At 32.8% G+C, this 19,911-nt stretch carries 20 protein-coding genes and 3 pseudogenes; 1 reads left to right on the top strand and 22 read right to left on the bottom strand.

Annotated features, from left to right (window positions below):
• The 8 genes and pseudogenes from ADM33_RS10430 to ADM33_RS10465 form a co-directional block, all read right to left on the bottom strand.
• Nucleotides 1–749: pseudogene (locus ADM33_RS10430) on the bottom strand (hypothetical protein); the annotation flags it as partial.
• 1 nt (nucleotide 750) lies between these two features.
• A complete protein-coding gene (locus ADM33_RS10435; RefSeq protein WP_049505085.1) occupies nucleotides 751–1,941 on the bottom strand; it encodes an MFS transporter in 1,191 nt (396 codons plus the stop codon).
• Nucleotides 1,931–2,878 (bottom strand): ATP-grasp domain-containing protein, encoded by a 948-nt coding sequence (locus tag ADM33_RS10440; RefSeq protein ID WP_049505087.1) that lies wholly within the window; start codon nucleotides 2,876–2,878, stop codon nucleotides 1,931–1,933. The genes ADM33_RS10435 and ADM33_RS10440 overlap by 11 nt, the downstream gene beginning before the upstream one ends.
• Nucleotides 2,875–3,951, bottom strand: coding sequence for a 3-dehydroquinate synthase (gene aroB, locus ADM33_RS10445; RefSeq protein ID WP_049505136.1), 1,077 nt, complete (start codon nucleotides 3,949–3,951; stop codon nucleotides 2,875–2,877). The genes ADM33_RS10440 and aroB overlap by 4 nt, the downstream gene beginning before the upstream one ends.
• The gene (locus ADM33_RS10450; RefSeq protein ID WP_049505089.1) at nucleotides 3,944–4,714 is read right to left on the bottom strand and encodes an SDR family NAD(P)-dependent oxidoreductase; all 771 of its coding nucleotides are present in this window, start codon (nucleotides 4,712–4,714) and stop codon (nucleotides 3,944–3,946) included. The genes aroB and ADM33_RS10450 overlap by 8 nt, the downstream gene beginning before the upstream one ends.
• Complete coding sequence (locus ADM33_RS10455) at nucleotides 4,689–5,948, bottom strand: aspartate aminotransferase family protein (RefSeq protein ID WP_049505091.1); 1,260 nt, start codon at nucleotides 5,946–5,948, stop codon at nucleotides 4,689–4,691. The genes ADM33_RS10450 and ADM33_RS10455 overlap by 26 nt, the downstream gene beginning before the upstream one ends.
• Nucleotides 5,936–6,688, bottom strand: a complete 753-nt coding sequence (locus ADM33_RS10460; protein ID WP_049505092.1) for a bifunctional 3-deoxy-7-phosphoheptulonate synthase/chorismate mutase — start codon at nucleotides 6,686–6,688, stop codon at nucleotides 5,936–5,938. Before ADM33_RS10460 ends, ADM33_RS10455 begins: the two co-directional genes overlap by 13 nt.
• 1 nt (nucleotide 6,689) lies before the next feature.
• The gene (locus ADM33_RS10465; protein WP_049505094.1) at nucleotides 6,690–8,573 is read right to left on the bottom strand and encodes a hypothetical protein; all 1,884 of its coding nucleotides are present in this window, start codon (nucleotides 8,571–8,573) and stop codon (nucleotides 6,690–6,692) included.
• A 233-nt stretch (nucleotides 8,574–8,806) separates the two neighbouring features.
• On the opposite strand from ADM33_RS10465, the gene ADM33_RS10470 reads away from it, so the two are divergent.
• Nucleotides 8,807–9,655 (top strand): helix-turn-helix domain-containing protein, encoded by an 849-nt coding sequence (locus ADM33_RS10470; protein ID WP_049505095.1) that lies wholly within the window; start codon nucleotides 8,807–8,809, stop codon nucleotides 9,653–9,655.
• A gap of 43 nt (nucleotides 9,656–9,698) precedes the next feature.
• Here the strand turns inward: ADM33_RS10470 and ADM33_RS10475 are convergent.
• The 14 genes and pseudogenes from ADM33_RS10475 to ADM33_RS10545 all read right to left on the bottom strand — a co-directional run.
• Nucleotides 9,699–10,140, bottom strand: a pseudogene (locus ADM33_RS10475) (helical hairpin domain-containing protein); the annotation flags it as partial.
• A gap of 204 nt (nucleotides 10,141–10,344) precedes the next feature.
• Nucleotides 10,345–10,980, bottom strand: coding sequence for a hypothetical protein (locus ADM33_RS10485; protein ID WP_049505099.1), 636 nt, complete (start codon nucleotides 10,978–10,980; stop codon nucleotides 10,345–10,347).
• A gap of 258 nt (nucleotides 10,981–11,238) precedes the next feature.
• Nucleotides 11,239–12,420, bottom strand: a pseudogene (locus tag ADM33_RS10490) (ISLre2 family transposase); the annotation flags it as partial.
• 109 nt (nucleotides 12,421–12,529) lie between these two features.
• Complete coding sequence (locus ADM33_RS10495; protein WP_049505101.1) at nucleotides 12,530–12,856, bottom strand: hypothetical protein; 327 nt, start codon at nucleotides 12,854–12,856, stop codon at nucleotides 12,530–12,532.
• Between the two features lie 18 nt (nucleotides 12,857–12,874).
• Complete coding sequence (locus ADM33_RS10500; RefSeq protein WP_049505103.1) at nucleotides 12,875–13,093, bottom strand: hypothetical protein; 219 nt, start codon at nucleotides 13,091–13,093, stop codon at nucleotides 12,875–12,877.
• A gap of 23 nt (nucleotides 13,094–13,116) precedes the next feature.
• Nucleotides 13,117–13,392 carry a hypothetical protein gene (locus ADM33_RS10505; protein WP_049505105.1) on the bottom strand — a complete coding sequence of 92 codons (276 nt, stop codon included), beginning with the start codon at nucleotides 13,390–13,392 and terminating at the stop codon, nucleotides 13,117–13,119.
• Nucleotides 13,389–14,207 carry a ParA family protein gene (locus ADM33_RS10510; protein WP_049505106.1) on the bottom strand — a complete coding sequence of 273 codons (819 nt, stop codon included), beginning with the start codon at nucleotides 14,205–14,207 and terminating at the stop codon, nucleotides 13,389–13,391. The genes ADM33_RS10505 and ADM33_RS10510 overlap by 4 nt, the downstream gene beginning before the upstream one ends.
• A 123-nt stretch (nucleotides 14,208–14,330) precedes the next feature.
• Nucleotides 14,331–14,921, bottom strand: a complete 591-nt coding sequence (locus ADM33_RS10515) for a hypothetical protein (RefSeq protein ID WP_049505108.1) — start codon at nucleotides 14,919–14,921, stop codon at nucleotides 14,331–14,333.
• 14 nt (nucleotides 14,922–14,935) lie between these two features.
• Complete coding sequence (locus ADM33_RS10520; RefSeq protein WP_049505110.1) at nucleotides 14,936–16,276, bottom strand: CHAP domain-containing protein; 1,341 nt, start codon at nucleotides 16,274–16,276, stop codon at nucleotides 14,936–14,938.
• 15 nt (nucleotides 16,277–16,291) lie between these two features.
• Nucleotides 16,292–16,543, bottom strand: coding sequence for a hypothetical protein (locus ADM33_RS10525; protein ID WP_049505113.1), 252 nt, complete (start codon nucleotides 16,541–16,543; stop codon nucleotides 16,292–16,294).
• Nucleotides 16,544–16,562: 19 nt separating this feature from the next.
• Entirely contained in the window at nucleotides 16,563–18,512 is a 1,950-nt protein-coding gene (locus ADM33_RS10530; protein ID WP_049505116.1) for a virulence factor, read from the bottom strand.
• 10 nt (nucleotides 18,513–18,522) lie between these two features.
• Nucleotides 18,523–19,170 (bottom strand): hypothetical protein, encoded by a 648-nt coding sequence (locus ADM33_RS10535; protein WP_006154580.1) that lies wholly within the window; start codon nucleotides 19,168–19,170, stop codon nucleotides 18,523–18,525.
• Nucleotides 19,170–19,478 (bottom strand): DUF5592 family protein, encoded by a 309-nt coding sequence (locus ADM33_RS10540; protein ID WP_006154524.1) that lies wholly within the window; start codon nucleotides 19,476–19,478, stop codon nucleotides 19,170–19,172. The genes ADM33_RS10535 and ADM33_RS10540 overlap by 1 nt, the downstream gene beginning before the upstream one ends.
• A 147-nt stretch (nucleotides 19,479–19,625) precedes the next feature.
• Nucleotides 19,626–19,907: a BRCT domain-containing protein gene (locus tag ADM33_RS10545; protein ID WP_049505120.1), complete on the bottom strand. Its 282-nt coding sequence runs from the start codon at nucleotides 19,905–19,907 to the stop codon at nucleotides 19,626–19,628.
• Nucleotides 19,908–19,911: the final 4 nt, after the last annotated feature.

The following is a 19,911-nucleotide window of genomic DNA, read 5'->3' on the forward strand; positions in this document are numbered from 1 at the left end:
GATAATTTAGTAGAAAAAGGAGCTATAAAAGATACGGCTGAACTATTCAATAATCCAAATGATAAAGTTTCCTTTCCTTCTTTCTCAAATTCTCCTGGTGCTACAACACCAAGAACACAACCATTAATCATTATTAAATCTGAATTAAGTTGTGCTGTATTTAAAACTTCTTTTGATGTTTTTATTTGACTATTACATAATGCTATATTTTTTCCTATCGCTAATTGATCTAGTCTTCCTCCTCCGTAAATAAATAATGCAGATCTTCTTTTACAAAGCAAATCACTTGTAAGATTCGATGAATACATAGAGATCAGAGAATTTATTTCTTTAATCTCAGATTCTCTCCGTGGTACTACATTTAAAGAAGTATAGCTAGATTTCTTTATCATGCTAAAAGTTAAATTTTTAATAGCAAAGTTCACTACATCTTGAAAATTATTTCCTGTAAAATATCCAATGTCAATCCCTCTATTCAAAGAAATTCTAGTAATTCTCCTCAACGATTCATATTCCAAATTATGAGATTCTGAAAAAATTATAATTTTTTTAAAATGTGAGAACTCTAAATATTCAAATATTTCTAAAAATGACTGTAATTCACAGAAATCATACTTACTTTTAGATGAATAAACTTTAGCAATAACATTATATTCGTCATTACTAAATCCAACCACAATTGTACTACTTCTTATATCCGTAGTACTAGAGTGAATCTCTTTTAATAACGATAGGTATTTTTCATTCATCTTATTTATCTCCCTTTATTTTCTTTTCATAACTCTTTATAAGAATAACCAATAAACTACTTAGTAATCCCAAAATAACTAGACTTAATCTCGGGTTTAAAAACCAATTAAAATAAGCAGCCAGTATCCCTCCAAAAGGAGCAAAAATGGTAGCTATTACAAAAGAACTAGAAAGTATTTTACCAATATTATACTCAGTACTTTCTTGTTGCTGTATTGTTGTAATCGAGACAGAAGCTATTGTAATTAGTCCACTCAAAATTGAATAACAAATTCCAAAAAATATCCAATTTTCTACTATTCCGCTTGCCATAATGACAAGTGGGATCGTTACCATTGATATATTCATTAAGATAAAGGTATCCTTCTTATTCAAAAAAGTAGAAAGAAGAGTTACTGCTATCAAACTACCAAATCCAGCAATTGAGTATACAATTCCAACAAGACTATTTGATAACTTTAATTGATCCTGTAAATAATAAATAATTGTTGCATTAAAGCCTAACATAGCGATATTCACAACAATTGTAAAGAGTAAAGAAACTCTCAATTTAATATTTGTGAAATTCTCTTTAAAACCTGCAAACATTTCTTTTATATCATCATTCCCGTTCTCCTTGTGTCCTTGATTTGGAATATATGAGATTAATATTGAAAGAAATAGTAACAAGAACGATGCACTATTTATAAAAAAAATGCTATTAATATTAAACTTTAACATTAATAACCCCGCCAGAGCTGGAGAAACTAATTTTGAAATAGTTCGTACACCTTGAAACTGAGAATTATATTTTTGTAATTCTTCCTTCTCAAATAATGCAGGGGTAATGACTGAGAATCCTGTTTGAAAAAGTGTCGAAAATAAAGGAATCAAAAATGCAATAACATAGTAAAAAAATATAGAAACTGAATATTTAGATAATATAGGTATTACACTACATAATAATGCAGGTATTAATGTAGACCATAATAATATCTTTTTCTTATTGAAATTATCTAATAAATATCCCATAAAAAATCCCAATAAGAGTTGAGGTAACAATTCAATAATTACCATTCCTCCCATTGCAAATGAAGAATGAAATTCTTGGTAAATCAAAATAGGAAAAGCAATCTTTTGAAATCTATCTCCAATATTCGATATAAATTCACCAAAAGTAATTGTATAAAACGTTTTCTTGTTAATATTCATAACTCCCTTTCCTCCTCTCTAAACCACGATAAATATCACTTTTTATTAAATCTGTAAAGTTTATTCCAAAACTCTTTGCAAGAGTAGGCACAACACTATTTTCACTTAAACCGTACATAGTTCCTAACTCAATAAAATATACATCTTCACCACATACTCTGAAATCAAGATAGCATGTGCCATCTATTTCATAATAATCTAATATTTTCTGAGTATATTTTTTTAGTTTAGAATTGATTCCATTTTGTGAATCATCAACAATAAACATATTTTCACCACTATTATATCTTTCTTCAAAATCTATATCTTTATTAATTCTGGCTTTAGAAACACCTACTTTAATCTCATCTCCTTGGAAAATAGCGGCCACTATATAATCATTTCCTTCAATATACTCTTGTATAAGCAAATGTGGATCAATATTCAAAAGATCCGGTAAATTCTCTTGAATATCTTGTAATGAGTTTACTTTTTTAACTCCATGACTTGAACCACTTAAAAACCTTGGTTTAATTACTAACGGGAATCTCATTTGATTCCTAATTATAAATTTTTCTATACTATCAATACTCATTAAACCATCTACCTTAAATGTCTTTGGAGTATTTATATTTAATATTTTTGATAATTTACTAAAAAAATATTTATCTCTACAAACAGCACTTACCGTAGCAGAACATCCCGTGTATGGTATATGGTAAGATTCTAAAATAGATTGTAAAACACCGTTTTCACCAATCCCTCCATAAGATACAATATAAACTAAATCAAAACATTCAATATATTTTAAGACATCATTTAACTTTTCTAGATTTTTCAACTCTACAACTTCATTATAGATATCTAAATTATCCAATTCTTTTGAAACAATCTTTCCAGCTTTTTGGGCTAAATTATACTCATGCGGCAAACTTGACACAGTTACTAAAACTCTCATTTTTCCACCAAATACTTTCTTAAATCATTAATGATTTTTTCACTGTTCTTCTTTATTTTATAAATTGAAAAGCCTTGTTCTGTAGGTAAGATAAAATGGATTTGGTCTGAAGAATTTTTCTTATCTGTTTTTATTATCTCTGCTATCCTGGCTATACTATCATCATTCAAATTTATAAAAGTTGGAAGCGAGTGTTTCTTTAAAGCCGCTAATAATTTATTATATTTTGACTTTGATAATTTCCCTTCGTCCAGTGATAATTTCGCCTCAAAGACCATACCTATTGCAACAGCTTCACCGTGTAAATATTCTAAGTGCCCGTATAAAGTCTCAATAGCATGTCCTAGAGTGTGTCCAAAATTTAAAGATAATCTTTTATGATTTTCAAATTCATCATTCTCTATCACATCTTTTTTAATTTCAATTGATTTAGAAATAATATATTCCATCTTCTCAGATATATTATCTGCTTTAGTCAGTACATTCAATAGAGATGCATTATATATGTAAGCCATTTTAATAACTTCACTCATTCCACAGCAAAATTCTCTTTGAGGTAATGTATCTAAAAATTTTAGGTTAACTATAGTAAATTCCGGTGGGTAGATAGCACCAATCATATTGGTTAACTCATTAAAATGAACGCCAACTTTTCCTCCTATACTACTATCTACTTGACTTAGTAATGTAGTAGGAACTTGAATAAATCTCATTCCTCTATTAAACGTTGCTGCAGTAAATCCACCTAAATCTCCAACTACACCTCCACCTATTGCTAAGAGTATATCACTTTTATTAAAGTTATTCTCAATTAGTATGTCATAAAGTTTTTGAACCTCCGTTAACGATTTAGAGTTTCCCCCTGGTTCTATAATATGTATAAAACAGTTAAATTTCTTCTCAAGATTAAGAAATAGTTGTCTCTGATGGAAGTAAACATTTCTATCCGTTAAAACTAATAATCTTATTTTTGATATATCACATATTTTGGAATTCAATGTTCCTATTACATCCTTAGAAAAAATTACAGAATAGTTCCGTAACCTCGAATGAACTTCAATATCTTTATTCAAAGTAGTATCCCCCATTCACTTTTATAATTTCACCGTTGATAAAGGAAGCTTTGTCTGATGCTAGAAATTGAACTAACTCACTTACTTCCTTAGCACTCCCCATTCTTTTCATACTATTAATATGCGAGTATAACTGCAGTTCAGCATCTTTTTCACTTACATTATTCTCTTTTGAGAAATTAGATATTGCATTATCTGTCATATTTGTTTTTATAGAGCCAGGTGCAACAATATTTATTCTAGTTTTATGTTTAATAAACTCTTTGCTTAAAATCTCTAAATAATATGTCATTGCATTCTTAGTCATTGAATATAGTGGAAATTTACTCCTAGGATATATACCTGCATTTGAAGAAACAAAAATTATACTTGTTCCAAAAATATTATATTGTTGGACTAATTTTAAATGTTGTGTAGCAAGATAAATTTGTGAGATTATATTTACTTTTATTAAATCATCTAAATACTCTGGATCTACATCAAATATATTTGTCTCAGGAATCCCAATCCCTGCATTCAGAATCAATATATCAATTCCATGATATTCCTTAAAAATATCAGAATACCACTTCATAACATTTGATGTATCCCTTAAATCTAAAATTGATTTATTACAATTGAGTTTTTCTAATGAAGAATTTGAACTTCCGTGGTAAATAACAGTATTCCCATTTTTTTCAAAGTCATGAGCAATCTGTTTTCCAATTCCCCTACTGCTTCCCGTTACTAATACTTTCTTAGTTATATTTTTTTGAATATTCATAAAAGCACTCATCTAATCTATTAATAATTTCTAAAATAAAATTCTCTTCAGAGACAAGAGGAGGCATTAATACAATGGTATTATTATATGCTGATCGGCTAAGCATATTCTTTTTCTCAAGTAATTTGTAGAAAAATTCTAACTCTTGCCCATCTTGTTCTACCAATTGAATACCTAACATTAGCCCCCTACCTTTAATTGAATGAATTAGACTACTATACTTCTTTTGCAACTCATTCAATTTCTCCAAAAATAGTGCCGACTGCTTATTAACATTTTCTAAAATATTTTCAGATTCAAAAATATCTAAAACTTTGTTTGCTGCTGCAACTCCCACTACTGAACCAGCATTCGTATAACCATGTAGTAATTTTTTATTTTTAAAGATTGAAACGATTGTATCAGAAAATAAAGTTGCTCCTAGTGGTGCATACCCTGCTGTGATATTTTTAGCAAGAACAAGGATATCAGGAACTATTTCTAATCCTTGATATGCAAACATCGAACCAGTTCTACCGAACCCTGTTACTACTTCATCAAAAATCAATAAAATATCATTATTTTTAGTATATTCTCTTAGCAAAGTTAAAAATTCTTTTGGAAATTCAATTATTCCTCCAGAGCCAATGATTGGTTCAATAATAATAGCAGAAATCTCTTCAGAATTGAGTTTGTCTAACTCTCTAAAGACATTATCCCCGTCATTATTATCCGGTAAAGGAAGTGTAAAATAATTTTCAATATCCAGTACACAACCTTCCCTATTGGGTTCTTCTCCCATAACATTCATTGCACCTAACGATACCCCATGATAACTCATAGCAAAATGTCCTATTTTAACCTTTTTGTATTTTTGTTGCTCATAATAAAATAGTCTCGCTACTTTCAAAGCTGTCTCAACTGAATCTGAACCACCTGTACCATAAAATACTTTGGAAAATTCAGGAGCTAATTTTAATAATTTTTCACTATACTCAATTAACAATGGATATGCTCTTCCAAAAAGTGATGTTAATGGTAACTTATTCATTTGATAGTTCATCTCATCTATAATATCTTGCCGAGAGTAACCTAAACCTGCATTCCAGATTCCTGAAATAATATCAAGATATTTCTTTTTGCTTGTATCATAGACATATGTTCCGTTACCGGAAGCTACGATAAATGGTAATTTATCAAATGTCGTAAAGTTAGTAAAGTTCAACCATAATTTTTCTGTTGTTAATTTTTCCATAATTTTTCTCCCAATTCTTTTAGTTCTTGAAAATCAATTTGTTGCTCTGCATCAGATAATGCAATATCGGGATTAGGATGCACTTCCATCATTATTCCGTTAGCCTTAATTCCTTTCGCAGCATAACTAGCCGGTAGTAACAGTTTTCTTCTACCTGTTGAGTGTGATACATCAACAATTACAGGTAAACCTGTCTCAGATTGCAAAATAGGTACTGCCATAATATCGAGTGTATTTCTAGTTCTATTATCAAAATTTCTGATACCTCTCTCACATAAAATTATATTGGCCTTACCATTTTTTTGTAAATATGACAAAGCTCCTATATACTCATCAATTGTTGACATCAATCCTCGTTTAAACAACACCGGCTTTGTAATTGTAGCTAGCTCTTTAAGTAACTCGAAATTTTGCATATTACGGGAACCTATTTGGATTATGTCTATATAGTCATATGCCTCTTCGAGCTGCTTTATTGACATAATTTCACTAACTGATTTAAGCGAAAATTCTTGACACACCTCATATAGATATTTAATACCTGTTATCCCCAAACCTTGAAACGAATTAGAGGTTGTTCTTGGTTTATAAGCTCCCCCTCTAAGATATTTATAGCCTAATGTTTTAACATGACTTGCAGACTCTCTAATTTGATCATACGACTCTATCGAACAAGGACCTACAATAAAGTTTGAAGGATTACAATTTGTACCTATAAAATCATTCATTATTTCATTCATTCTATTCTGTTTCCTTTCTATATGGTTTACTAATTATAAATAAATTATTTTCATAAAATAAATATACTTTTATAAGATTATGGACTGATATAAGATCAGATTCAAATAAAAATTGTATTTCATCATTTCCCACACATTTTTTAGTAATCACAGGTGGTAGAATACCATTAGTAATTAAACCAATACCACATCTCACTAAACCTTTGAATTCATGTAATTTTATATTAATCTTTAATGTCTTATTATCTTCTATACTATTTTCAATATCAACATTAATTAACTTATCCATATTCCCTAAATCTTGAATTTGCCCACAGTTATTACAAGAAAATATAATTCTCTTATATGAACTATCCATGGTTTTTTTTAATACTTTTCTAGTAATCTCAAAATTGCAGTATGGGCATCTATTCTCAATAGTTGAAATATCTGATACAGAAAAATGCATACTGTATTTTTCTGATAATGGTGAATAGGTTGTTTGCTTACTAGTAATTATCTCATTCAAAAAAGATTCTATTAATTCACTTCTTTTTTGTTCTAAATTAGCTAATTTTTTTTGATATTTTTCAGCTTTATCTGTAAAACATAGAAATTCCTCGGTCATTTGCGAGAGCCCTAGAGAAAGATTCTCCACCTCTCCCATTAAATTTTTCAAACTTTTATTAAGACCACCATTCAAAGATAAAGTGTTTGATAGTATACCAAAATCAACAACGCTCTCTTTTGGAATTGTCACTACATCAATCCTTTTAGGAAGAAATGAATTCTCTCCCATTAAATATATATAACCATCTTCAATTATCCAAGATATCCTCTCCTTGTAGGATAGAGCAAATTGTTCATAATTCAAGGGTAGTTTACATTTACCAAAGTAAAATCGATTTGCATTCTCTGTATGACACGATATATGATTGCCTTCAAAACTATACTCACAATATGGAGACACCTTTAATATATTCTCGCTTGAGCCAATTAAGTTATACCTAGGAACATCTACTGTCTTGTTTTTTAAATTTTTGTTAATTATTCTGACTATTTCATCGTATTGAAATCCAAAATAGTTCAATAAAATAAACCACGTACACTCTGAATATCCATTTTCTTTTAGCCCTCTGTAAGTAATAATAGTATCAACATTTGATTTCATTAAATCATCTAAGTATGATTTCCCTGATATCATAGTTCCAAAACAAGACGCCAAGAAAATTACCTTGTTTCTTTTCGAATCTAAAAAATTAGCCAATATGGTATCACCACTATCTATTGCTACAGCTTTTGATACCAATTTTTCTTGACCTAAATATAGTAAATTTCCATTACCATGAACGATTGCAGATAAATAGTTGATTTCTTTTAAATTACACAATTTCTCAAACACATCCCCCTTACGATTTACAATCTGAAAATCTTCTCGAGATATGTCTTTTATTGATGAATCAAGCATATTTAATATCATATTAGTTTTACCTAAAATTTTATTTGGATATAAAAATTTTGCAATTAAAACTGATAATGCCTCTAAATCATAGGCAACTAGGTATGTAATATTATATATTGATAATCTCATAATCAAGCTGTCTAAATTATCTGACATTGCATGTTCACTGATAAATATGTAATGCTTATTCTTATTTAGCAGAGCCTCTGTTTCAATTTTCAAAAATTTTGCTCCCGTACATCGTGATAATGCATATGCAATAGCATAATCTCTAGTATCTGCATACAAAATTTCTAAATCCAAACTAGATATATCTCGCCTCACTCTATCATCTAAATTAAAGTAATCTAACTTTCCAGTTTTCGAGTACAAAATTAAATCTTCACACTCAGCTAATTTTGATAAGTAATCAGTTTTTTTATTTGTGATAATAACTTCTTGCATAATAGATATCCTCTAAGAATTACGTATAAGATTAGTAAGTGTGTTTAGTTATAACTAAACACACTTACCTGTACAGGTAAGATTCAACCTCCGACTATAATGATAATATCCATAATCAATAACAATATTGATGTAAATTTTAAAAGTTTTTTCATACTGAACCTCCCTTTATTTTTTTATTTATTGTATAATAAATAAATAACCTTTGAAATTTTGTTGGGAAAATGGGAAATATGAAATCAAAACTTGGTATAACACTCAGAAAAATTCGAAAAGGAAAGCAAATCAGTTTATGTTCAATTGCTGATAGTAATTTATCTAAATCTCAAATCTCTAGATTTGAACGGGGAGAATCAGAAATCTCTTGTATTCGACTAATCAATATTTTAGATAAATTACATATAACTTTGGATGAATTTATTATTCTTCATGACAATAATTCTACTAAAACTGGATCATTCGCTAACTTGGTGCAATATATTCGAAAACACTACTCCACAAAAAATTTTGATAGTATTATTGAATTACTATCAAAATCTTCAAGTTATAACTTGGGTCCTTATGAAAAGACAATGGTAAAATCGATTCTCTATACGACAAATAAAAATTTTCTCCCCTCGGACGAGGAGTTATTACAGCTAACAGATTATCTTTTTAAAGTTGAAAACTGGGGTTACTATGAAATTATCCTATTAGGTAACTGTGTAAGAACAATTAAATATAACTCCTACTTCCTATTAACTATAGAAATGTTAAAAAATTATATCTATTCAACATTAAATAAGACAAATAAACGGCTTGTTACACAATTAGCAATCAATTGCCTAATTGTTAGTATTGATAATGAAGAATTTCAAAATTGTAGTTTTCTAATCAAAGAAGTAAAAAAATTACTAAACAATGAATTGAACTATTATGAACAAACCGTCTTCTTATATACGTGTGGGTATTTTGAATTTAAGCGCAATCCTGCGAACGGAATCGAAAATATGAAACAAGCACTTCAGGTATTTGAAATTCTAGGAGAACATAATATAAAAGCACAGTACCAAGAGCACTATAACAAATATATTAATCAATAGCATAAAGATAGTTAATCTTTAACCACCATAGGATTAGTTCTTGTTATTCCAATAGTATTTCTATACTAAATTTTTTATCAAAATCCTTATCATTCAGTACTTTTACAAACATTTTCTAGCTTTTTTACTAATCCCTCATACTCATCAAGATAATGCCCCAGTTCCTCTTGCAATATTCCTATTTTTTCAGTCACTTGTTCTAGTGTAATGTACTCTGTTAAATTCAGTTTTGAAAAGTCATACCTTGCTAGTTTTCGACTACTCAGATCATCACTCTTCAAATTGATAAGCACTTCCGCCATCTTGTTTAAGGTGGCGATTTTTTCATTAGTTTGAGTTAGTTTAATATCTAGCTCTGCTATTTCTGCGACCAGTTCGTTTTTAATGTCCTGATGCTTCTTATCTGTCTCAGTTAACTCAATCAAGAGGTTAATCTCAGTAATCTTTTTCTGTAAACTTTCAACTGTTGGTCTTCTGTATGGTATAGTAGATTGAATTTAAAATAGTACGCCGCGATTGCTAAAATATTTCTAGAAATAAAATTGACTTTCCTAATCTCTTTGTTCACATCTTATTTCAATCCACTATATTTTATAAACTAAGCAACTATATCTCATCAAAAAAAGGACAAATAAAAAAGCCACCCACAAAAAGTGGATGACCCAATAATTATCATATCAATATTTCCATTAAGACGGCCAGTTAACCTTTCTAACTTTAGCCGTCTTAAAGCGTTTCTTGTCAACAAGTTTCAGTTCTATTTCTCTACAATTTGTAATTAAAGTGTCATTGATTTTAAGACTTCTTGGAAAGTATTGATTTCCTTGTTCATGTGATAATTCAATAGTATAACTAATACCATTACTTAATTTGAAGACCACAAAATAAATATTATCTCTTCTAAATCGTGTGCCAACTTTTCTATTCAAAATACCATCCGTTGTATAGAATTTACATTCCATCACATGTAACATTTGATAAAGCAATAATGTTCCAACAATTTTGAATTTATTTTCGTTAAACCATCCATTATCCGCCTTATTTAGACGCTCCAATGTCCAATCATCCTTTAATCCTTCAAAAATAGTCCCTGCATTATTAGTTGGCAAATTAACATGATGACCTCTTGATAATCCTAATAGATGAGGAATAGAAGAATTTGGGACGGAAAGAACAATTTCAGGATAGTCCTCCATATTTGTCTGATAAACGTATTTATACTGAGAAACATATTTCTCAATTGTATTGGCCATGCAAGACATATCGACATTGAGAATATCAATCTCTCCATCAAAGGTCTCGAGCCATTCCAAAGTATATGTCATTCTAATTTTCTCCTAAAAAAGAGAAGGAAGCAGGAGCTTCCTTCTCTTCCACGTATTGAGTTTCACCTCACGCTAGATATGCCCTCTCTATTCCTCAAGGGTAGGCAGTCCTGCTATTCTTTTTCTCAACAAACAGTTTGAACTGAGTGCGGAGCCCACAGGCGGGTGCAGACCATATCCACTAGCCCACAAGTAATTTATAATCTTTACTTACTCCTATTATACGTGATAACTCCTTATTTGTCAACACTTACGTTCAAAGAATAATTCTCTCAAGGAATCCTCATAATTCAAAACAATAATTCGACTCATCGTTTCAGCTCCAGCAAGAGTCCAGTACATCCCCCTTTTTTTCATTCTATAAGTGACCTTACGATGCTGACTCTCCATTATCCCGATTCCTGCATGACTGAATCCTCTCTGTTCAGCTGGTTTAGTATATTGGAAATTTCTCAATATTTTACTCTTGAACTTCTCAAATAATTCTTGTTCTTCTTCTGTCTCGATGTAACTTTCGCTCGTATCTAGTACAGTTCTCATTAACTGCTTATCATGTTGCTTAATCGCCTGGAAAGCTCCCTCTAATAAGTCTTCAGAGTAAAATTTCAGATAATTCTTCAACTCCTTATTTACATGGTACTCATCCCAAAAATGTTCGTGTCGTTTAATACGTAAAACCTTTGCAATTTCTTTGAAAACATAGGGTGTATATCCACGACCTCCATCAGAGTTCGTAATCAATAAAGTCTGATCCGTAACTTCGTAATTATTGAATAGATAATCGATTACCTGCTCCCTCACTAAGCGATTGTCAAGACCAATAAATTCCTTTTTGTCCTGGAGTTCAAATCGATTGCTGCCAACTTTCTGGCTTCCTGTATGGACTACAAAATGGGATAAATCATAATGTTTATTATCCTTCTCTGTGTCACGTGCTTTAACCATCACACCATCACCCTCAATATAAATAACCTGGGCTTTTCTTTTGCTAACCTCTTTATTCTCTTCATAATATCGATAGACTTCTCTTTCCTCCAATAACTTCTCACAGATTTTTACAGCTTTTACTACAATTGGTTTTGTGATAGAGATGTGATAAGTCAATTGGATCACCTGAGTTACTTTATCATATGGCATTAAAGTAGATAATTTGGCCACCTGATACATAAATTCCCAGGAGAATCGGACGTTTTTCTGAAGCCCTAACTTTTCATCTACTGGAATGACCCAATGATCTCCCTTTTTCCAACGTCTTCTTCTGAAAGTAAACTCACCAAATGTAAAAGCGACGGTTCGCTCCATTGAATGAATACAGGTATATCCCTTTGCTTTCATGACTGGAATCATCTCCTCATCATACCTAGAAACAAAGTTATAAAATTCTTTTGCGTTTTGAAACAGCAATTGATTTTTAAGTTCTCTCTCATCAAAGAAAGCCATTCAGAATCCTCCCTTATTAAAATTACGCTTATTTTAATAAATTTTGACCTGAATGTTCAAATAATCCTTTGTTCTGACAAAAAAAGAGCCTATCTTTTCAGATAAACTCTTACTTGTCATACCAGGGTTTCTCTTTCTTACTAAAATAGGATTTGCTCATGTCAATAGTGAATATAGCCATCGGAATCAAAATGATACTCCATAAAATTGTCACAATCCCATCTGCAATAAAGGAAAAGTCTCCTGTAAAGTGAAGCCCAAAATACAATAATAATACAACTGGAAGGAAAGCTGGAGCGAATTTTAAAACGACCAATCCTAAAACGACTATAAACACCATACTAAGACCAAATGTCTTATAGAACATATAGATAGCTATAGCTCCGATAAAAATAAAGAACAGCTGAACAAGTCTTTTAATATCAATGAAAATCATTTCAATTACCTCCTTTTATCATTTTTCCATGCCGAGTTCTTGGTTTTGACTTTTTGAAATTGAGTCTTCTTCTATATTTTCCCACTTTTTAATCAATTCCTGATCTGTCAACTTTTTCTTTGACTCTTCCTCCTTCTCTCTCTTTTTCTTCATATCACGAAAATGATTTTTCTCTGGTTGTGGATCTTCATCGTCATTATCATTTTTCTTCTTTATTTCTTTACTAAAATCTATCATAAAAAATCATCCTTCCTGATATCTCATTGCTTAATTTTTCTCTGCATCTTTTCCCATTCTCTTATAATCAGATTCTCAATATAAGATGAAGCTGATTTTTCACCATGATACTCTACTAAAGCATCTAACATATCGTATCGAACATTATGATGTAGAGAAAAAGGAAAACGTTGCTTTTTGTTATAGCTTTCAGGAGACTTTCTAGCCTCCTGATTTTGTTTCCTAGACGAAGGAGTCTTTTCTCTCTTTTGTGTACTTTGGAATGTTTGTTTTACTTGTGCGAATCGATTCTCTGTCATGCTACCTCTCCTTCTAACACACTCAAAATATTTTCATATACGTAGTTTATATTATCATAAAACTTTTGATGTGTCTCTTTTTGGTTAGCTGTCATCTCTTCATGCTGCTCAAAGACACTCTGACTGATCACAAGACTCTTGGCCATGAGCTCTTTCTTCTGGATAGAACCTAGGTAAGCCGAATCTTCTTCAACAACTTCTAAAAATTGTTTACAGGTGTCTGTTACATTGTTTCCAAAGTACTCAATCTTATTTCCAATAAGATAAGGTTCTGCTTTAACATAGCTTTTCTTAGTAATGACTTCGATAGCTTCGCTCTTGATGAAGTCTACAAAATTTTTCAAAGATAACCAGGCACGAAAACCATTAAGAGAGGCATCAGAAACAGCTAAGACAATATCTGATACGGCTATAAAATTAGCCGTAACTAGGCTCTCGTCATTATGCGTATCAATTAGAATGACATCAAATTGTGCTTCTAACTCCTCGTAATGTTCGCTAAACCACATAAACAACTGGAGATATTTGTTGTTTCGACTAGCCAGATCTAACTGCTCATCTGTCAAACGCTCATCACCACAAATCAAACTGAGATTTTCTGATATTGGAACAATTTCGTACTCTCCAGTCGTAAATATATCATAGACGGTTTTCTCGTATTTTACATCAAATGTTCTTGTCAAATTGCATTCCCAAGCTCCATCAATGAGTAGTGTTCTAAACCCCTTAACACGTGCCAACCAATCCCCTTCATTAAAGGTATCTGTAGTCTTACCACCGCCACCTTTTCCTAAGTTTGTAGTCTGAATCTTCATGATTCCCTCCTTGAATAATTGTATATTTTGTTATATAACTTTTTATATACTTAATTATATCTGAAACAACTTCTTTTGTCAATATAAAAGCACAAAAAGTTATATAACTTTTTGTGCAACTTGTTATCCGTATGTACCACCTATATTTCCGCCAACATAGGCTTTTAGCTGGATTTGTTGAACCGTAGTATTGAAATTTCCAACGAAATAGCTGTTCTCTTCTCCATTTTTAGTTAGAACAACCAAAAATTGAATCACATCATCTGATTCAGTTGGCATCACTTCCAATTGTTCAGGTTGAAAATCATACTGATTCGTCAGAAGAGCCATCGCAAAAGTTTGAACCATTGAGTTCTGTGTCATAGATAAATGATTCTCGATTGTTCCCTTGACATTTGGCAGAAACTTCGTCTTTTTTATATCTGTTACTGCTTCTTCAAAGGCTTTTAACACTTCTTTTTTGTCTTCTGATGTTGCTACTGCATAGGGACGTTCTAGTTTTAGCTTAGCTGTCCGATAATGCTTCTCGTCTGCTGTTTCCTCTTTGGAAGACGATTCGTTTTGAGCAGTTCCTGAAGAACTCACCTGAGCTGTTTCCTCTATTTTGGTTTGTTGAAATGGTCTGAAACTCGATACAATCCCTATTCCTGCCAAAATCAATAGAATACCTACTACAATCGATACAACCACATTCTCCTTTATCCAATCAATCATCTTATATCCTCCTTTTAATTTGAACTTAATTTAGCTTCTCTGTCATCTGGATAGGCAAATGAAATAACTTCGGCTCGCTGTTGTTCTGGAGTCCAAATTCGATAGTCCCATGTATAAGGGGTCTTAAACAGATCCCAACCACTTAAAGGTGTATTTTGTTCTACAAATAAGATAGATCCGTTTTCAAAGACATGACATACAATTCCTGTATGACCATAGCCTCCGCCTCCCACCTGTGTAGAAAAGATAGCACCCCTTTTGGGAGTTGACTTAACTGAATTCCCGAATATTGATGCCCAAGCTGCTGCCTGATCTTTCCCATCGCCCTGTACGGATCCAGAATGACCCCATATATGATTTCCAATGCTAATTGTAAGATTCACACATTGTCCAGCAAGCTCGTCACTTCCAGGATTATACCATCCTGTAGACTTAGCATAATCCATGCCTAAGCTCTTAGGATCAATAATGAATGGTTTCAAACTATCTGGTAAGTCTTCTGGTTTATACCCCCAAGCAGTCGCATCTGAAGGGACAGTTCCCGTTCCATCGGTACTGCTACCTGATTCTCCACATCCACTGTTTTCAGCTGAAGAAGACACCGCACTATCTGAAGAACCGACATCTTGTGTACTGGATTCTTCATAAGGTTTCTCACCATGAGCAGCAATAGCTACCTTATCAAGCCACTGATACTTCGTACCTAGTTTTTGGTACATATCAATTAGTTTGCTCTTATAAGTGCCATCTGTGGCCCATCCACCATCTGCTATAGCAGATAGGCTAGCAATACCATTTGTATTGTTTATAGCCCCTTTATAAAGTGTCTGGTGAGCCATAAACTCAGCTTTCCCTACAATCCCTGCATCATAGCTAGAGAACCAAGTATAAGCTCCTCCTGTGCCGTCTCCAACATTCGCTCCAGGCTTTGTCCCACTTAAATCAACACTATCTTCACCATACGTCGCAAGAGTAACTGGGAAATTACTTTTGCTAGAGGTTTTAACACCTCCCATATTGTGAGCTTTCCAGAAGGAGGTCCCATTAGGATTCGTAAAATTGAAGCCATTCTCTATCATTGTTTGAGTGATAGAGGCTGAAGGTAGGAAACCTCCTGCCTTCCAAGACAGGATATAGGCTTCCTTATGCTTTTTTACAAAGTCATCGATGGAACCATCAGCTGAAGAAACTGTGGAGTCGCCAGTTGAAGATGTTGTTTCTACAGCACCACAATCATTTTTTCCATTATTGGTTACAGCTCCCATTATCCCAACTAACATGGTTATCCCAACATTGATAATTAATAGGAGAGCCACAAAAGGAATGAGGATCTTCAGTTTAAATATTTTTTTCATGGATACCTCGCTTATTTACCACAATCCTAATATTGTGCGCAAAATTCCATAAAAAACTAAAAATACAATAAATCCTATTCCAATCTTCTTGAGACCGTTCAAAAACTCCTTATCGCGTTCTTTTTGTGCTTCCAGGCGTTTTGGATCAGATTCTCCCTCTGAAGCGAAATAATCTCTTTCTTGTTGCATGCGATATTTACGAATCAACACATATTGATCAAATCTCTGCTTAGTCCTTGCAAGCATTCCTAGTTTATTTTTGGCCATTCTACTTTACCTTCCTTTCTTATTCAATACCGCCATAGCGCTCAACTTCAGGAGCTAACAGCTGTTGGTTAAAGACCAGATTTCCAACTCCTGCAATGTTCATGAATAACTGTCCTTTCGCCAGACGAGGCAAAGTCTCTAGTTCAGACTGATTCATTGAACCAGATAAGGCGTTAGCTAGTAGAGGAACACTGGTTTCATCCGTCTGAGCAAAAACTCTATATTGCATCAGGCCAAAAATCCTCTGAACAGCAGTCACATACGGATCCTTATGAGTGCCAATCCCTGTCTCAAACAGAATCCCCCGTAGAGAATTAACGGACAATACAACACCAGCAAAGTTTTCCCCCATTGTATCAATCATATCGGCCAGAAGGTTGACACTACTTTCATGCTTAGGATTAATGAGTGTCTGTGCTCCACTAATATTGACAATATAGTGCTGCATATCCATCTCCGTTAAATCAGGCCGTCTCTTCAGTAATTGCTTACAACGTTTTCCGTTATTAACAATATCAGCTGAGACAAGTGAAAGAACCGAGAATATTTGAACATTTAACAAATGAGGAGCGTTCTTCAATCCTGAGAAGTCAAATGTCACAACTTGCTCTGAAGAGATATCTTGGAATTCTGTTGTTCCCTCGAAAATTTCTGCGTTTGTTGTCAATAGTTCGTTAAATGTATTGTAAATACGCTTAACAGCCTTGATTTCAACCCTATCCGTGCTAGAACTTTGTTCTAGTCGACGTTTGTAGGCATCCACAAACAAAATAAAATCAGACAGAATAGGATACTCTTCCTTCACAATATCCGTCGCTTTCAGTTTTTCTGGATTCAACGAAGGATTTCGAGCCCACAAATCTTCTTCAATATAGAACTCATTCAAGAGAGTTCCAAATGTGATTAAATCGTCTCCTGTCACTTCATTATTCAGGAGTTTATAGATACTCTTCAGTTTCTCGATGTGAAGGTTGTAAGATTTCTTCTTATCGATTTCAGTTCCTGCTTCATTGGTTACTGTTGGAAATACCTGGAAGATATTGATACGGTTAGCCTCACCTGATAAATCAAGAATCAATCCATGTTGTTTTCGTGTCTGATCAAGAAACTGGCCAGTAGCATCAAAGTTACGAATATAATGCCCCTTCGCATAGAGACCGTCTGTGTGTTTCATAAGAAAAGATCGCTGTCCCATCTTTGGATTTCCAGATAGGATCATAAAGGAGCGTGTTCTTTTCTCGTCACGTTCTAGAAAATTGAAATTTACCGCTCCATTTGTTGGAGTCCAACCCAGATAAAAACCCTTCTCATCTTCTAGTTTCGTATGATTAAAGAAATATCCACCAGCTATTGAGTGAGCTGGAGTCGGTATTCCTCTTCGATGATTGGGCAAATCAATCTGATATTCAGCTGGAATAAATGGAGCATGGTATTCAAAATCTAATTCTCCAGACAGAATAGTGGATTTGAATTTCGACGTTTTGTCTTTGACCTCTTCAACCTTCTTGAATAATTCTTCTTTGGTTGATGCGAACGTAAAGACACGAATATACATCCCGTACATAGCTATATTTTGCTTATCAATTTCACGGCTTAGTTTATTCAGATTGTCAATTTCATCTAGTTCTTTCCGATTATTGGTTAGTTTGCTATTGTTTGTAATCCGTGTTGACTTCTCTTCAATAGAGTACTCAATCTCTTTTTGAAGCTGTCTATTATCCTCCTTGTACAGTGACAGGAAGGAACGTGTCCCAGGAATCAACAACAATTCAGAAAGCCAAAAACGATCCATTCCTTCTGTTGGATATTCATAATAGTGCAAGACTGTGTGATATCCATCTCCACTTATCCAGGAGCGGTCATCCTTTTGAAAATCAATATTTCCTTGCGGTTGAATCTGGCTAAGAAAGGCAAGGTCATATCCTTCATTTTTTAGTTGTCTTTGTCTACGTTTTGATAAATCAGGCATGCTATCCCTCCTACACTTTCTCATTCATATTGTTGTATTGCTTTATAATCTGAATTTTCTTCCTGTAGCTGATATCTTGTGGAACAAAATCATTATTTCCATAGGTTTTTGCCTTACGAACCAATTCGTCCAATTCGCTTGTTGTAGGTGCAAATAGCCACAGTATAAACTCTGTATTATAAACTTCTTGTCGGATGCTTTCTTCAACTTTAATTTGGCTTTGAAGCCAAATTTCACGATCCTTGAGTTGTAAAAAACGTCTATCATTTACTGATAACTTGGACATATCTTGTCGCACTAAATCCAAATGATGACGCAAATCTGAAATTTGAGTGTCTGTATTTGTTGGCAAAGTTGTCGTCTCCACTTGGATATTCGGTCCAAATCGAGTCAACCAGGTTTCAAAATTTTCAATGGTTCTCATAACTTCGTTATAAGACATCGATCCTAAATCTTTACCTGGTATCTCCATCAGCTGCAAGTATCCATAATCTACTAACTGGATATAAGCCTGGCTGTTCGGAATGATTGATTTTACATCTAACAACTCAACGCAAGAATGTAAATCAAAATATTCCTGCGTTTGTTTCTTTGTTTCTTGAATACGTCCCAGAGGGCGTTTCTCGTTTTTTGAGGGTTGAATTTGTTTAATCGCCATTATGGTTTTCTCCTTCTGATATAATTCAAGCTAATATAACGTTTTCTTCTTCGTCTGAAGAAAAGAAACATGCTGTGCCAATTCTTTTTGCCACCGTTGGCAGGCAATACAAGATATAAACTCATAACTGGTGTCAACAAAATGAATGCGAACATCTGTATCCACTGGCTTTTAGGAAAGATCTTTAGGCCAACGCTCAAAGCGATTACTCCAGTAATTCCAACAAAAGCAATATCTAGGATAAGAAGTCCAATAATCTTGATTTTGGCATAGATATCTCTAGGTACACCGTATTTTTCACCGTACATTAATTTCTCCTTTACATTTGTTTTGACACTCACATTATAATGAATAATCGAAAATATCTTTTAAAGGGACAATAGCATTTTTGCCATTATCTTCTAGGAAATAATTGCACAAAAAGTTATATACTTTTTTGTACAATAAAAGAAGCCTCAATCTTGAGACTTCTTAACTAAATCAAAGAATGATTCTTCAGAAAGGAAAGTGATAGATTGACCGTCTGATATTCTTCTAAGCGCTGCATCATGCTTTTTAGACCTTTTATCTGGATCAAAAAGATTCAACTGCTTGTGTCCTAAAACCAATATATCTGTCCTAGAAGATATATAATTTTGAACGACAGCTCCTTTACTTTCTAAAAATCGTATGGCTTCTTCTCGAGTTAGAGGACGTAGGCTTCCTGTGATAACAATGTTCTTCCCTGTTAGATCCATAGTT

Origin of the sequence: Streptococcus oralis (genome assembly GCF_001075875.1) — a bacterium.
Classification (GTDB): Bacteria; Bacillota; Bacilli; order Lactobacillales; family Streptococcaceae; genus Streptococcus; species Streptococcus oralis_I.